General features: G+C 45.3%; 15 protein-coding genes. 7 read left to right on the top strand and 8 right to left on the bottom strand.

The genetic code is table 11. The features are described from left to right. Both L0U88_RS12555 and L0U88_RS12550 read right to left on the bottom strand, forming a co-directional pair. A complete protein-coding gene (locus tag L0U88_RS12555; protein ID WP_234866411.1) occupies positions 1–1542 on the bottom strand; it encodes a GH3 family acyl-acid amido synthetase in 1542 nt (513 codons plus the stop codon). Between the two features lie 38 nt (positions 1543–1580). After that, complete coding sequence (locus tag L0U88_RS12550; protein ID WP_234866410.1) at positions 1581–2669, bottom strand: glycosyltransferase family 2 protein; 1089 nt, start codon at positions 2667–2669, stop codon at positions 1581–1583. Positions 2670–2722: 53 nt separating this feature from the next. On the opposite strand from L0U88_RS12550, the gene L0U88_RS12545 reads away from it, so the two are divergent. Genes L0U88_RS12545 through L0U88_RS12535 form a run of 3 tightly spaced genes read left to right on the top strand, consistent with a single transcriptional unit; the run spans position 2723 to position 6070 of the window. After that, on the top strand, positions 2723–3502 hold the full coding sequence (locus tag L0U88_RS12545; protein ID WP_234866409.1) for an inositol monophosphatase family protein: 780 nt from the start codon (positions 2723–2725) through the stop codon (positions 3500–3502). Positions 3503–3508: 6 nt separating this feature from the next. Next, positions 3509–4543: a thiamine-phosphate kinase gene (gene thiL / locus L0U88_RS12540; protein WP_234866408.1), complete on the top strand. Its 1035-nt coding sequence runs from the start codon at positions 3509–3511 to the stop codon at positions 4541–4543. Between the two features lie 21 nt (positions 4544–4564). Further along, a complete protein-coding gene (locus L0U88_RS12535) occupies positions 4565–6070 on the top strand; it encodes a S41 family peptidase (RefSeq protein WP_234866407.1) in 1506 nt (501 codons plus the stop codon). A 24-nt stretch (positions 6071–6094) separates the two neighbouring features. Here the strand turns inward: L0U88_RS12535 and L0U88_RS12530 are convergent, their stop codons facing one another. From L0U88_RS12530 to L0U88_RS12515, 4 genes are read right to left on the bottom strand one after another with little or no spacing between them, the layout of a single operon-like run. Continuing rightward, the gene (locus L0U88_RS12530; protein ID WP_234866406.1) at positions 6095–6571 is read right to left on the bottom strand and encodes a Dps family protein; all 477 of its coding nucleotides are present in this window, start codon (positions 6569–6571) and stop codon (positions 6095–6097) included. A gap of 12 nt (positions 6572–6583) precedes the next feature. Next, entirely contained in the window at positions 6584–7690 is a 1107-nt protein-coding gene (gene nagA, locus L0U88_RS12525) for an N-acetylglucosamine-6-phosphate deacetylase (RefSeq protein ID WP_234866405.1), read from the bottom strand. Further along, a complete protein-coding gene (locus L0U88_RS12520; RefSeq protein WP_234866404.1) occupies positions 7683–8486 on the bottom strand; it encodes an amidohydrolase in 804 nt (267 codons plus the stop codon). Before L0U88_RS12520 ends, nagA begins: the two co-directional genes overlap by 8 nt. A gap of 13 nt (positions 8487–8499) precedes the next feature. Next, positions 8500–8991, bottom strand: coding sequence for a regulatory protein RecX (locus L0U88_RS12515; protein ID WP_234866403.1), 492 nt, complete (start codon positions 8989–8991; stop codon positions 8500–8502). 152 nt (positions 8992–9143) lie between these two features. Between L0U88_RS12515 and dnaN the strand changes: the two genes are divergently transcribed. From dnaN to kdsB, 4 genes are all read left to right on the top strand, one after another. Continuing rightward, positions 9144–10259, top strand: a complete 1116-nt coding sequence (dnaN, locus tag L0U88_RS12510) for a DNA polymerase III subunit beta (protein WP_234866402.1) — start codon at positions 9144–9146, stop codon at positions 10257–10259. Positions 10260–10274: 15 nt separating this feature from the next. Further along, complete coding sequence (locus L0U88_RS12505; RefSeq protein ID WP_234866401.1) at positions 10275–10676, top strand: putative signal transducing protein; 402 nt, start codon at positions 10275–10277, stop codon at positions 10674–10676. A 96-nt stretch (positions 10677–10772) separates the two neighbouring features. Further along, positions 10773–11591, top strand: a complete 819-nt coding sequence (locus L0U88_RS12500; RefSeq protein WP_234866400.1) for a sterol desaturase family protein — start codon at positions 10773–10775, stop codon at positions 11589–11591. Positions 11592–11619: 28 nt separating this feature from the next. Further along, positions 11620–12357: a 3-deoxy-manno-octulosonate cytidylyltransferase gene (gene kdsB, locus L0U88_RS12495; protein ID WP_234866399.1), complete on the top strand. Its 738-nt coding sequence runs from the start codon at positions 11620–11622 to the stop codon at positions 12355–12357. Here the strand turns inward: kdsB and L0U88_RS12490 are convergent. Next, complete coding sequence (locus tag L0U88_RS12490) at positions 12354–12860, bottom strand: DUF2480 family protein (RefSeq protein ID WP_234866398.1); 507 nt, start codon at positions 12858–12860, stop codon at positions 12354–12356. The two genes, kdsB and L0U88_RS12490, sit on opposite strands and share 4 nt — an antisense overlap. Positions 12861–12961: 101 nt before the next feature. Further along, positions 12962–15073: a peptidylprolyl isomerase gene (locus tag L0U88_RS12485; RefSeq protein ID WP_234866397.1), complete on the bottom strand. Its 2112-nt coding sequence runs from the start codon at positions 15071–15073 to the stop codon at positions 12962–12964. Positions 15074–15280: the final 207 nt, after the last annotated feature.

Below are 15280 nucleotides of genomic sequence, written 5' to 3'. Positions count from 1 at the left end.
TCACTTCTCACGTCTGACGTCTGACGTCTCACTTACAAATAATTGCCAGTCCTGCAACATCTGCCCCTTCAGCACCCGGGGAAATTTATGTTGCCCGCCAACCTTTCCTTTGGATTTCATGAATTCAAGGAAACGATCTTCCGGCAAAACATCCAGCAATACTTCTTTGAGTGCGCTTTTTCTTTCCACCGCATAATCATCGTTTAGCTCCATCAGGTACTGATCAATTTTACCCCTCAGTACTTCTGCGTCCACATGATCATCAGATGCCACATACCAGTGATGCGCAAAAAATGTTCCGTGCGGAATACCTGCCACTGTAAACTCCGGAATGGAAACATTCAGATCCTCTGCTGCCATTTTCAGTGCACGGTTCATGTTATCTACACTCAAATGCTCTCCAACCAGGCTGAGGAAATGTTTGGTCCGGCCGGTAATTACAATTTCACAACGATCCACATCGGTAAACCGGATAGTATCACCAATCAGGTAGCGCCAGGCCCCGGCTGCTGTACTAAGCAGGATGGCATAATCCTTTCCGGCTTCCACTTCATGAATCATATAGGCGCTGTGATTAGGCAACAGGTTGCCTTCCGAATCGAAATTGTCATCATCAAATGGTACAAACTCAAAAAAGATATGATCATTGATACTGAGCTTCATTCCCTTTGCAAACTGGCGGTCCTGGTATGCAATAAATCCTTCTGATGCCAGGTAGGTTTCGATATAGGTCAGGGGTTTTGCGAGCAGTTTCTCAAATCCTTTTTTATAGGGTTCAAAAGAAACCCCCCCATGTACAAAAAAGGAGAGATTTGGCCAGATATCATGGATCGTTTTCAGCTTATACCGCTCTACAATTTTTTCCATGCACATCTGGATCCAGGCCGGTACACCCACCACAAAACTGATATCCCAGTCCGGCGCATTTTCAACAATCTCTTCAATCTTGTCGTTCCAGTCGGTCATCTTGGCGATCTTCTTACCTGGCTTGTAAAAAGGGGTGAACCAAAAGGGAACTTTTTTGGCGGTAATACCGCTCAGATCACCTGCATAATATCCCTGTGCTTTCTGCAACTGGGTGCTACCCCCTAGCATGAGCCATCCTTTGCGCAGGTTGCCAAAGGGGATATTATTATAATGCCTTAATGAAAACAACTGCTTGATCATTATGATCCGGTTTCCGGCCAGCAGGTCTTCTGTTATTGGTATGTATTTACTTGCCGATTCAGAAGTGCCGGATGAGAGCGCATAATATTTGATCTTGCCCGGCCAGCAGATATCCTGCTTTCCCTCCAGGGTCTTATGCCACCATTCTTTATAGATGGAATTATAATCGTGGCTCGGAACGATCTGCTGAAATTTCTTACCCGGGTGTTTGCTGAGCAGGATCTCATCAAACCGGTAATGCTGGCCGAATTCCGTAAAACGGGCTTTTTTCAACAGTTTCTTCAGCACTTTAAGCTGCTGCCTGCGCGGAGAGCTTTCCGGCAGGCGGAGCGCTTTGGCAATCGTTTTAGGCAAGGTAATTTCAATAAGGGCCATTCGGGTGTGTCTGCAATTAGGATGAAGAACAAAAGTAGTTATTCCCGTATAATTTCCCCCTTTTCATCCGGATCATCACTTCCTATCCAAACATCGCTGTTTTTCCACTTGAATCGAATGGGAGCGTGGGGAGGTTCCCGCCTCAATGCTGTGAAAAGTTCCTCCAGCCTGATACCATCTCCCAGTACAAAAAGACAGGGCTGAGCCGGGTTATAAGCAGAAAGTTCCCGGCATATTTTATAGGCCTCCCTGGACCGGACTTCCTTTCCTGTTCGGATGGGTTTTTTACTTCTGATTTTGTCGCGCAAGGTTCGCGTTGCGATTGCTGCTTCTGCCAGGGCCCGGCTAAGGAAAGACACCCGGTTGCCATATTTCCGGCGAAAGAGCAACATGGCTTCATAAAAATGCCGGGCATTGGCAGCGGTTCTGAGAGTGCTTTCTCCTTTAAAGTGAATGATTCCCGGGTCAGGCAGGTAAAAAATGCGGTAACCTGCTTTCGCGATGCAATAACTTAGGTCAATATCCTCCGCATACATGAAATAGCATTCATCAAACCCTCCTACCCGTAAATAGATTTCCCTGGGAATAAACATAAAGGCTCCTGCCAACACCTCCGCCTGTTGTACATAGTCCGCCGAAAGATGGCCGAGGTAATAATTGGAAATCACCTTATGCTTTGGAAACAGGTGAATGAGTCCGCTTAACTTAAAAAAGGCGGTTGCCAATGTGGGAAAACCTCTTTTTGACTCAGGCAGGAATTGAAAACGGCCATCATACATGCGCATGCCCAAGGCACCGGCATCCGGATGGGCGGCAAAAAAATCAAGGGCAGTAGTCAGGCAGGTTTCGGGCACCAGGGTATCCGGATTCAGGATCAGGACATATTTACCTTTGGCTGCGGCCACCCCGAGGTTATTCGCCTTTGAAAAACCAAGGTTGGTGTCACACCAGATAAACTGAACTGCAGGAAACCGTGGCGGAAGGTACTGGCGGCTCTCATCCGTAGAAGCATTATCTACCACGATGACCTCTGCTTCCAGGTTAGCCATCGCCAATTGCAGGCTTTGGAGACAAAGCTCCAGAAAATAACAAACATTGTAGTTGACGATGACCACCGATACCTGCATCCCACGAATTTATTGGTAATTTTTTTATCGGCTCAGAGGCTTAGCTTTGTCCGATGTTATTGGAAACCCTTATCAAGGCCACCCGGGCCGGAGCTGCGGAGCTCGAACGTTTTTTCAATCAGAAAGATCTGGCCATTTCCAACAAGGAAGGCGTAAATAACCTCGTAACTGAAGCCGATCATGCAGCTGAAAAAGCCATCATCGCGGTGATTCAGGCACAATACCCGGATCATTTCATCCTGAGTGAAGAGTCGGGCGAAATGGCAAGTCCATCGCCTTATAAATGGATTATCGACCCAATTGACGGAACCATCAATTTTGCGAATGGAATTCCTATATGTTGTGTGAGTGTAGGATTGGAAGTGGATGGCATCATGACCATGGGCGCGGTTTATAATCCCATCCTGAATGAATTTTTTCTGGCTGAAAAAGGCAAGGGTGCTACACTCAATGGCAAACCCATCCATGTTTCAGATAAAACCGATGTGGCAAGCAGTTGCCTGGTAACCGGTTTTCCCTATACCTTCCTGGATATGCCAAACGGTCCGTTGGAATGTTTTGAAAGATTCATCCGCAGAGGTGTACCGGTAAGACGATTAGGCTCGGCAGCAATTGATCTCTGCTGGGTAGCAGCCGGCCGGTTTGATGGTTTCTTTGAACATAAGCTGAATGCCTGGGACAGTGCAGCGGGCTTTTTAATGGTGGAAGAAGCGGGCGGAAAGGTGACTGATTTTGCAGGAACCTATTATTCTCCCTATCAGCCCTTCATCGTGGCATCCAATGGGAAACTGCATGATGACCTCTTACGCTGGGTCAATGGTGACATAAACTAATCACAAATGGAAACAAGAACAGAAATCTCCAGTCTGGGTGAATTCGGCCTGATCGATCACCTGACAAAAAATATAGAATTTTCGAATGCCTCCTCTATTCTGGGTGTAGGGGATGATGCTGCAGTCATTGATCATTTTGGTAAACAAACAGTGATCACAACCGACATGCTATTGGAAGGCGTACATTTTGACTTGATGTACACGCCGCTGAAACATCTTGGTTATAAATCGGTAGTGGTAAACCTCAGTGATATTTATGCGATGAACGCCACCCCTACTCAAATTACCCTGAACATTGCCGTGAGTAACAGGTTCAGTGTGGAAGCCTTGGAGGAGTTTTATGAAGGAGTATATGCAGCCTGTGAACGCTACCAGGTGGATCTGATCGGGGGCGATACTTCAACATCACGCAGTGGCTTCATTATCAGTGTCACCGCTCTCGGGGAAGTTAACCCGGATCAGTTTGTACAGCGTTCAACTGCTCAGAAAGGTGACCTGATTTGTGTGAGTGGCGATTTGGGTGGTGCCTTTTTAGGATTGACCTTATTAGAACGCGAGCGCCAGATCTACCTGGAGAATCCAAAGATTCAGCCAGATCTCGAAAATGAACAATACATTGTTGGCCGTTTGCTGAAACCGGAAGCCAGGAAAGACATCATCGCGTTTCTTGCAGAGAATGAAATCCGTCCAACTGCAATGATGGATATAAGTGATGGTCTCAGTTCCGAAATACTGCATATCTGTAAGCAGAGTTCATTGGGCTGTGTGCTGTATGAAGAAAAAATTCCCATTCACGAAGACAGCCGGATGGCTGCATTTAAATTCGGGCTGGACCCAACTGCCTGTGCATTAAGCGGTGGAGAAGATTATGAACTGCTGTTTACCATAGCGCAATCCGAATACGATAAACTGGTATTAAATGAACAGATCAGTGTAGTTGGATATATGACCGATGCAGCTGAAGGATCACACATCCTGACAAAAGGCGGAAACAAATTCCGCATCACGGCACAGGGCTGGAATGCGTTTAAAGATCAATAAACGGAATCAGTACCGGTTTGCATGCGTAACTTTTTCCTTAGAAAATTTCTATTGTTCGGGTGCCTTTTGGCCCTGTTGCAGAGTTGTGCTGTATCGGGTACAAAATGGTCTCCATCAGAGACCTATGCACCTGAGCAATTAAAAAAGGATTACAAGCTATTCAGGTCTGTTCTGGAGGAATCACATCCCAGTTTGTATTGGTACACTCCGAAAGACAGCATGGATTATTATTTCGACTGGGGGTATCGGCAGCTAACAGATTCAATGACTGAGCCACAGTTCAGATCGGTCTTAAGTTATGTGATCGCAAAAGTCAAATGCGGCCATACAAGTACCCGGTATTCAAGGAAGTTTCTCCGGTTTTTAGATACCGCCAGGTTACCCCAATTCCCGATTTCGATTAAGGCTCTTGATAATGATACCATTGTCATCAATAACAATTTGCAGAAAGGCAATCTTCTGGTTAAAAGAGGTACCATACTTACCAGTTTAAATAAGGTGCCGATTCAGAAAATTGTAGATAGCCTGGCCCGGCACATACCAGCTGATGGAAATAATGAGCAGTACCTGATGCAGACACTTAGCAATCGCGGTGCCTTTGGGGGTTGGTTACGATTGGTGGCAGGATATTCCAACACCTATGAACTTGGCTACCTGGATAGTACCGGCAAAGAGGAAACCATATCGTTTCGTTTAATTGAGCCGCCGAAAAAAGATTCGGTCAAAAAGCCGATTGTACCGGAAGTTGTGAAACCCTGGAAACGCAGGGAGCAAAGAGCCAGGTCATTGGAACGCGCACGTTCATTACAAATAGATACCGGACTTTCCACAGGCTATCTTACCATTAATACTTTTAATAATGGTTATCAGTTGCGATCCTTCTTATCAGCAACATTTAGTACGTTAAAAAAAGAGAACATCCAGCATTTGGTAATTGATATCCGAAGCAATGGTGGGGGAAATGTAGCACACTCCACTTTCCTGACCAGAAAGATTGTAAGTGAGCCATTCAAAATTGCAGATTCTCTCTATGCGGTGACAAGAAAAAGTAGCTATAAAAACCTGGTCCGTTACAATGGATTAATTGGGGGGCTCATGCATTTTATCACCCGAAAAAAATCGGATGGGCATTATCATTTTGGGTATTTCGAGCGGAAAACATTTAAACCTTCAAAAAGACATCACTACAACGGTAATGTATATGTGCTAACCAGTCCCAATTCTTTTTCAGCTGCCGCACTGTTTGCAGCCAAGGTAAAAGGGCAAAAAAATGTCACCCTGATTGGAGAAGAAACCGGTGGTGCTGCTTATGGAAACTCTGCCTGGCTGATTCCTGATGTTCGGTTACCTGAAACCGGTATCCGGTTTCGTCTTCCAAAGTTCAGGTTGGTTATCGATAAAAATGCAGTGAAGGATGGACGAGGGGTACAACCAGACATTGAAGTGTTGACTACCCGGCAATCGCTTATCGAAAACCGTGACCCGAAAGTGGAGGCGGTAAGAGCGCTGATTACAAATTCTCAGTAGACAGTTTTTTACTGATCCGCTAATTCAATTATTCAAAAACGCAGAGTACATCCAAACCAGTTTTTCCTGTGCCCGGATATAATCGCTCATCAGTGCATTGGTTCCCTCATCGTTTGCATCTTCAGAAATTTTCAGTAACTCACGCTGCAGGCTAATGATTGTTTGAAAAGAGCCCAGGATATTTTCCACCGCCTTCATTCCATCGGCCACTTCTTTGCTTTCATTAATCGTAGCCATCGTGTGATAATCAGAATAATTATGTGCCGGTGAAAATCCAAGCGTGAGTATACGTTCCGCTATCTCATCAATTTTTAAGAGCAGGTCGTTATATAATTCTTCAAATTTTACATGCAGTTCAAAGAATTTTTCGCCTCTGATATTCCAGTGATAACCCCGCGTATTCTGATAAAATATAGAATAGTTGGCGAGTAAGGTATTCAGTCTTCCGGCCAGATCAGCCGCTTTGGCTTCATCCAGACCGATTGCGTTCAACTTTGCCATAACTGTATTGTTTTAAAGTGAAGGTATCCAAAACCATTCCGGCCTGTATCCTACTGCCAGTTTGCCCCACTCTTTCTCAATACCCAATACCCTGGCAGGATACAAAGAAGCCATTCGAAGCGCTTCCTCTATTGAAATTCCGACTTTTTTAACACAAAACTGCACAGCTGTCAGCATGGTCAATGCAGATCCTGAAAGCGTTCCGTCCGGTAGTGTGTAATGATCTCCACGCAACTGGTGCAAATAATTCCCGGTATTACTCTCTGTAACCGCATCCGTAATAATGAACAATCGTTCTCCCATCAGTTGCTTGACCATTTTGATCACCACCGCATCCACGTGGTATCCATCCGGTACAATGCTGGAGGCGATAGTCGGATGTGCAAGGATGGCGCCTACCAATCCAGGGGCGCGGTGTTGAAGGGGCGACATCGCATTAAATAAATGCGTGCAGGTGGTAATTCCCTGGTCAAATCCCTTATTGGCTTCCTCAAAACTTGCGTTGCTATGGCCCGCTGACAGAATAATACCGGCATCTTTCAGGTATTGGATCTGGTCCGGTTGAAAGAGTTCCGGTGCGATGGTCATCATCTTAATGATCCCGCGGCCCGGTTCAACCAGTGCGCGCAGTTTTTCCACGGTGGGCGATTGTATTTTTTCCAGCACATGTGCACCCCGCTTAACAGGATTCAGAAATGGTCCTTCCAGATGAAGTCCATATACACCGGTACCTCCCTGGTTCAGGTATTCCCTCACTGATTCGATGGCAGCCAGCGCTACTGAATTATCGTTGGTGGCTACGGTAGGCAGAATCAGGTGGGCTCCACCTCTTCGCGAATATTCTACTGTGGCACGGATGGCTTCTACGGAAGGATGAACACCAAAAAGCTGACCATCCCCTCCATACAATTGCACATCAATAAATGCCGGTACCAGCATTCCCCCCTGCAAATCCCTGTACCCGTCGGGTGATTGCTGACCGGTCAGATGCTGCCGGTGCAGATTTGAGGATATTTCCACAATCCTGTCCTGCTCAACTGTTATAACTGCTTCAGTCAACCAATCGTCGCCGGTGAAAATGCGGCCGTTTGCAAAATGGTAAGTTTGTATTTCAGGCATCAGGATGATCATTTAATATGGTGAAAGCATCAGCATCACGAAGAAAGGGAAGTTGCTGTCGGATCTTGTCGAGATTGGATTTTTCCAGGGTAAGGGTATGAATATCTTCTCCATGTTCCTTTTGATAAAGCGGCGTTCCCAGGGGGTCCAGAATCATAGAATCGCCACTGTGGTAAATTGCCTTTCCGTCTTCTCCAACCCGGTTAACACCCACTACATAACACTGGTTTTCAATAGCCCTGGCTGCGAGCAGGGTTTTCCAGGCATGATTGCGCCGCTCCGGCCAGTTCGCAACTGTGATCAATACATCATACTCCGCTTCCCCGTCAGTTTGCTGCCGGCTCCAGACCGGAAAACGCAGGTCGTAACAGACTTGCAGAAATATACGCCAACCCTTGACGGATGCAATAAACCTCCTGTTGCCGGCACTGAAATGCTGGTCCTCACCTGCATATGCAAAAAGATGTCTCTTATCATAATGACCAACCTGCCCATTGGGTAAAACCCAAAGCAACCGATTATAGTAATGATCGCCTTCCTTTATAAATACAGAACCGGTGAGGATAATTCTTTTCCGCGCGGCGAGGGATTTCATCCAGGCCAACGTGGGTCCTTCCATGGTCTCGGCCAGCTTTTCAGGCTGCATGGAAAAGCCGGTGGTAAAGGCTTCCGGCAAAACAACCAGTTCCATTTTTTCTGAAACCGATTCAATTTTTTCCTCAAACATCCGGCGATTTGCCTCGGGATCCTCCCAATGCAGTGAAGATTGAATGGTGGTTATGGTAAGGGTAGACATACCTGAAATTACTTCATTCGTCGGAAGTTTGCCCGGATTGCAATCCTTTAAGCACTTCTTTTATCAGGTCCCATTCGTATCCTTTATACAACAGGTGATCCTGGGTTTTTCGTAGTCGTAGTAATTTATCCTCCCCTTTTAAACTGTCCCACCGGTTTCGGGCCAGTTTCTCCAGTGTTTCAAGGTATGCCGACTCCGGAATCTCTTTCATCGCCTTTTTTATACAGTATTCACTCACCTGCCTTTGCAGCAATTCATTTTTGATCCGGCCCCTTCCCCATCCCTTCATGCGAAATTTACCACCGGCAAACTGGATGGCAAATCGCTCTTCATTCAAATAATCCTCTTCAATAAGAGTTGAAAGAAGGTTATCCACTTCCTGGCGGTTCAGACCAAAGCCGAATAATTTATTCTTTACCTCCTGGTGGCAACGTTCCTGGTACCCACAAAAATGACGCGCCTTCTGTAAGGCCTGATCCGGAGTCAGTCTTTTTCCCTGCAACATTTTATAAAGTTCTGTATTACGGTAATGAGGAAAAAACCCAATTTGAAAGAATCCCCGAAAATAACTGACCACCCTTTCCAATCTTCCCCATATCCCAATCTTAGAATGGCCGGAATTCCTTAGTTTCGTCCCTTATAAATCGCAACCGTTTTATGAAGTTCATCGTTAGCTCATCGGCTTTACTGAAACAGCTCCAACAGATCAGTGGTGTTATCAATGCAAATACAGTTTTACCCATTCTGGAAGATTTCCTGTTTGAAATTGATAAAAACAAATTGAATGTGGTAGCCACTGACCTGGAAACGGTAATGCGGGTACAGATGGATATCGAAGCCAAAGAAAATGGACGGGTTTGTATTCCTGCCAAGATCCTGATCGATTCCCTCAAGAACATTCCTGACCAACCCCTTACGTTCAATATCGATAAGAACTTCGGTATCGAAATGACCAGCGATAATGGTAAGTATAAGGTGATGGGTGAAAATCCCGACAATTTCCCGAAGGAACCATCTGCTGACGATACCACTTCTTTTGAAATGACAAGCAGTGCGCTGGTTACCGGTATCAATAAAACATTGTTCGCCGTGAGCAATGATGATCTGCGTCCGGCTATGACGGGTGTGTATTTTGAGCTGGATAAAAACTTTGTTCAGTTCGTGGCTACCGACGCGCATCGCCTGGTTCGCTACAAGCGCACAGATGTCAAATGCCCCAAAGGTGATTCTTTCATCGTTCCTAAAAAGCCGCTGAACATCCTGAAATCAGCACTTCCGGATAACGATGATGTAATCACAGTTAGTTATAACAGCAATCACTTGTTTGTTACTCATGGTAATACACAGATGAGCTGTCGCCTTATTGATGCCCGCTTCCCTGATTATAAAGTGGTGATCCCTGCTGATAACCCCTACAAAATGATCGTCAGCAAATCTGATTTCCAGGGTGCCCTTCGCCGGGTAAGCGTATTCTCCAATAAAAGCACCAACCAGGTTGTATTGAATATCTCCGGAAGTGAATTGCAACTGGCTGCGCAGGATATTGATTTCAGCTTCGAGGGTAACGAACGTATGAAGTGTCAATACGATGGCGAAGATCTTTCCATCGCTTTTAATGCGCGTTTCCTGATTGAAATGCTGAATGCTGCCGAGAGCGATGAGGTTCGGATGGAGTTATCCACCCCCACCAAAGCCGGTATCATTCGCCCCATGGAGGCAGATGAATACGAAGAGCTCCTGATGCTGGTGATGCCGCTGATGCTGAATGCCTGATTCTGATTTTCCTTCATGCATTTTGTACAGATCCGTTCATACGACAATTATATCCAGGCAAATATTCAGCTGAACCTGCTCAAAGAGCATGGGATCAATTGTCATCTGAAGGATGAAAATACAGTTACCATTGATCCATTTTTGAGTCCGGCTATTGGCGGGATGAAACTCATGGTATTAAATGATGACCTCTCCAAAGCAATCTCCCTGCTGGATGCAGCCACAGATGCGTATTTGCAAACTTTGCCCTGCCCCGCCTGCGGTACGAAAGCATTGGAACGCCGGACCCATGTAACCTCCCTGAACTGGTGGAATCGCTGGATTGCCAGGCTGAGAGGCAATGCAGAAAGCGTGTTTACTTCAGAAGTGATCTGTAGATCCTGCGGTAAGCGGGTTACTGATCTGGGTTTCAGCTGAAGCAACAACCACTTCAGATGATTTGAGTCAAGATTCTTCTACACCTGTTCCAATCCTGTTTCCACTTTGGTAAATTGTAGGAACAATTGCCTGCATATGGAAGCTTTTTTTACCTATTGGGAAACCATCCCTTCAGCTCATCGAATTCTGTTCCTCATGGGCGGAATGATTTTTTTCTGGCTGCTGGAAGGCTATTATCCACTATTCAATTTTCAGTTTAACCGAACCCGGCATGCAGGTGTGAACCTGGTATTCCTGGGTACCACCCTGGTGCTTAATCTGATTTTTGGCCTGGTTACGATCTGGTTCTGCAGTCTTGCTGTTTCCAATGAATTCGGCTTGCTGCAATGGATTTCAATGCCTGGCTGGATGCAGATTTTTATTGGCCTACTTTTCATGGATTTGTTTGGGCAGTACATTCCACATTGGATGATGCACAAGGTGAAGTTCATGTGGAAATTTCATATGGTGCATCACAGTGATACCAAAGTGGATGTTACCACCGGAACCCGGCACCACCCTGGAGAATGGTTGTTCCGGGAAACCAGCACCATTATTGGCATCCTGGTAATTGGAACACCGGTCTGGTTGTATTTTCTATACCGGGGTTGCGCAGCGCTTTTCACTCATTTCAACCATGCCAATATTCGCGTGCCGCGATGGCTGGACTACCCGATCAGCCTGATTTTTGTTTCACCCAACATGCATAAGGCGCATCATCATTTTGAACGACCGCTAACTGATACCAATTATGGGAATATTTTCTCTGTGTGGGACCGGCTCTTTGGAACTTTCCGGTATGTGGATCCGGCCGGACTAAAATACGGATTGGATGTATTGGATGATCGTACCGATGAAGATCTCACCTACCAGTTCAGGATTCCTTTTGATAAGAAGATCAAGACCGATTATTGATGCATCTTTGCGAACAAATTAGCAACTGATGGGGAAAACCATTGCCATGATTCCGGCACGATACGATGCCACCCGATTTCCAGGAAAACTGATGAAGCCACTGGGTGATTCTACTGTCATCCGCAAAGTGTATGAAAATACGCTGGCTACCGGATTGTTTGATGAAGTAAGTGTGGTAACCGACAGTGATGTCATCGATGCTGAGATTACAGCCATTGGTGGGAAAGTCTATCGCAGTCAGCGTTCTCACGAAAGTGGAAGCGACCGGATTGCTGAAATCGTGGAGCATATGGAGGTGGATATCATTCTGAATGTGCAGGGAGATATGCCCTTTGTTAAAAGAGCGCCGCTGGAAAAATTACTGGCCTGTTTCAACGAGCCGGCTGTTCAGGTGGGATCGCTGATGCAGGAAATGCACGATGCGGAAGGGGTGAAGAATCCAAATGTGGTGAAAGTGGTAGTGGACAAGTTCAGTAATTCCTTGTTGTTCAGTCGCAGTCCGATTCCTTATCCCCGTAGTAAAGAGCAGCCTGTAACCTGGTATGAACATGTAGGAGTATATGCCTATCGCAAGCAGGCGCTGATGAACTTCACTGCCTGGGCTATGACGCCATTGGAAGCAGCAGAAAAAATTGAATGCCTGCGGTACCTGGAAAATGGCATCCCACTCAAAATGGTGATAACCGATTACCTCGGGGTTAATATTGATACGCCGGAAGACCTGGAGAAAGCGGCTGCATTCTTAAAGAAGCAGACAGGCGTTTAACGTTTTTTGAAAACAGGAACCGTTGAGCAGGGTTCACCGTACATGATAGATTTAGCATGCGGTAAGAGGATCCGGGTGATTTCAAAATAGGCATACTCACCGATCGGTTGATCGCCACAACCCTTTATCACCACACGTTTATCATCAAATTCGGTGGCATCAATGGTGGACAGCCGATTCAGGAAAACTTGCTTGCGAAATTCTGCAGCCGATCCCTGGTAAACAGCTGAAGCTACCGGTTGGAGATAGCTAACGACCAGCATATATGCCCACATTGGGATAATAGCATCGGCAGAGCAGGTAACTGCAACCATTTTCCCACGGTATTGCTCCCAATCCAATTGTTTCATTGCTTCCCGGAATTCCTTTTCTTTTAGAATCAGTCCCATGAACAGGTGATTCGCCAGGTCAAATTCTACAATTATTTCCCGGGGAAGGTAGACTTCCAGGTCGAGTGTAATCAATCCACTTTCAGCCACTTTATTTACAATCTGATCTGCCATCTCAATTCTTTTTGATACTAACACATTCGGATGAACAAAGTTAGTAAATTAAAAAAGGGGATACCCGAAAGCATCCCCCTTGTATACATTTAGCTTAGTGCTCAGAGCACTTTAGCGCGTTCGTCTTTCACATTAGCTGCTTTACGAAGTGCGTCTACTGCGCGGAAACCGGCCGACTGGCGCATTTGTTGCATCATCATTTTACGCTGCTCATCAGCATTCAAACCTCCATCTGATACTGCTGAAACAGACTCTGTTTTCAAAACAAACACTGCTCCATTTCCTGCAATGGGGGCGGAAACTGCAGATTGATACGCTTTATTGAATGCTGCACCGATCACTTTGGGTTCCTGTCCAACATTTGGAATAAAGGGAGAAGAGAATCTTACACTGTCAGCATTCAATACAGATTGCTGTGTGGCGGCTGCTACCGCATCCAGTGTATTGGCCGTACCAATTTTCTTTTTGATAACTTCTGCTTTTTTCTGGTTGCGTACCTGGAATTCAACAAGCGCACGAGCTTTAGCGGGTGACATCAGGCCTTCCTTGTTAATTTCTGTAAGAACCGCAACAATATATTTATCCTCGATATTGAATGGTTCAGAAACCTCTCCGATAGATGCTTCATTTACCCAACGTACCAACTGGCGACTAGAACCAAGTCCGGGAATCATGATATCATTTGCTTTGATTTCCTGGGCAATCAGTTTGGTTAGATTTTTTTTGTTTGCATTCTCGTCAAAGGATTTTGCATTCCTGCTTTCTCCGGCAAACTGGTTAGCAGCACCGGAGGCTGTGTTCTCGGTTTGCTGACTGGCCAAAATAGGACGGCTCAGGTAAGCTACTTTGTACGCTTGTTCAAAACCTTTCTGATTTAATACCTCTATATAATGGTAACCAAAATCAGTTTTTACAATTTTTTTCTCTCCGGTAGAACCATAGAAAATGAAATCAGCGAATTCTTTGGCAAGATTACCCATCTGCTGACTTCCAAAATCATATTCTCCACCATTGTCCTTACTTCCCGGATCTTCGCTGAATTGTGCGGCCATGGATGCAAAGCTGGCTCCTCCACGGATAGCACCAACGATAGAATCAATTCGGGCTTTCGCAACACTATCTGTATTGGTTTGAGTGCTGATTAAAATATGGCGACATTTAACACTGTCTGGAAGACTGCGTTTACCCAGCATTTTAGCCACCACATAATTTCCACCATCCAGATATGGACCGTAAACAGCTCCATCCGGAAGATCACGAATGGTATCTGCATTGGGAACCTGTAATCTTGATTTCAGAACATATCCATCAAAATAGGGAACATCACTATTGTTGCGGGTAAGAAACTGGGCAGCATCACCGGCATTTCTGAACTCCTCGCGGAGATTTTCCAGGTTGGTGCGAACTGCAGCTGTGTCCTCAGCGGTGGGAGCTGCACTGAAACTAATATAGCTGATGCTGCGGGAAGCTTCCTGCTTGAATTCTTCTTTTCTTTTAGAAATATACGCAGTGATATCTTCATCGGTAACTTTTACCTCGGGAAGGCTATCGCTGATCGTATTATATGGTACGGCTACAAATTTGATAGCAGCAATCTGGCTGTTTTCAGCAGTTGTTTTTTCCGCCATCCATTTTGGAATGTAATAGGTATTGGCCAATAAGGCAGTGTACTTTTCCCGAAGACGGAAATTAGCAAGAGCAGGCAGGTATTGCTCCGTGAAATTTTTTGACATCGGATCATTCTTCTGCTTTTTCAGGGCATCTACAGCCTGTTTGGCTTTATTTGCATCATACTGTCCATTTTCGTTGGTGAACTGCTGACGAAAATCGGCAGGAGGATTATCTCCAAACAGAATATCATTCAATTCCTGGCCGCTTACTGCCAACCCCAATTTTTTGAATTCGTTTTCCAGTACATTTTCTTCAATGAACTGATTCCAAACCTGCTCCTGGATATTTTGCCGCATCATTTCGTTGATGGGATAACCCTGCTGCTGTAATTGGTTTTCCTGCAGCTGCAATCTTTTCTGAAACTCCACATAATCAATTTCCTGTCCGTTTACAGATCCAAGTGAAGTTTGGTTGCCACCAAAGATTCCACGACCCCGGGCGCCTGAAACAGAATCCATTAATAAAAAGCCAAGCAAACTCAAAGCGATGATGATAAATACAAGCCAGGCTGCCTTATCCCTGATGTTTTGAATGATCGACATGGTGCGATTTAATTATACTATTATATTATACTCAAAAAATGAGGAGCGAAAATAAGGAATTCCAACTTATGAACAAATTGTGGAAAAAGCCGGAAATACGCTTCAATTCTACCTTTCAGACCTATCCGGTTGTACAGAGCGGAATGAATTGATCAAAATATATTAAAATCTTAATGTATATTATTTTTTCAAATTGTTTCACAGGCT

It is taken from the genome of Flavihumibacter fluminis (assembly GCF_021491375.1).
In the GTDB taxonomy this organism is placed as follows: Bacteria; Bacteroidota; Bacteroidia; order Chitinophagales; family Chitinophagaceae; genus Flavihumibacter; species Flavihumibacter fluminis.
This window is presented reverse-complemented; position numbering and strand designations above follow the sequence as displayed.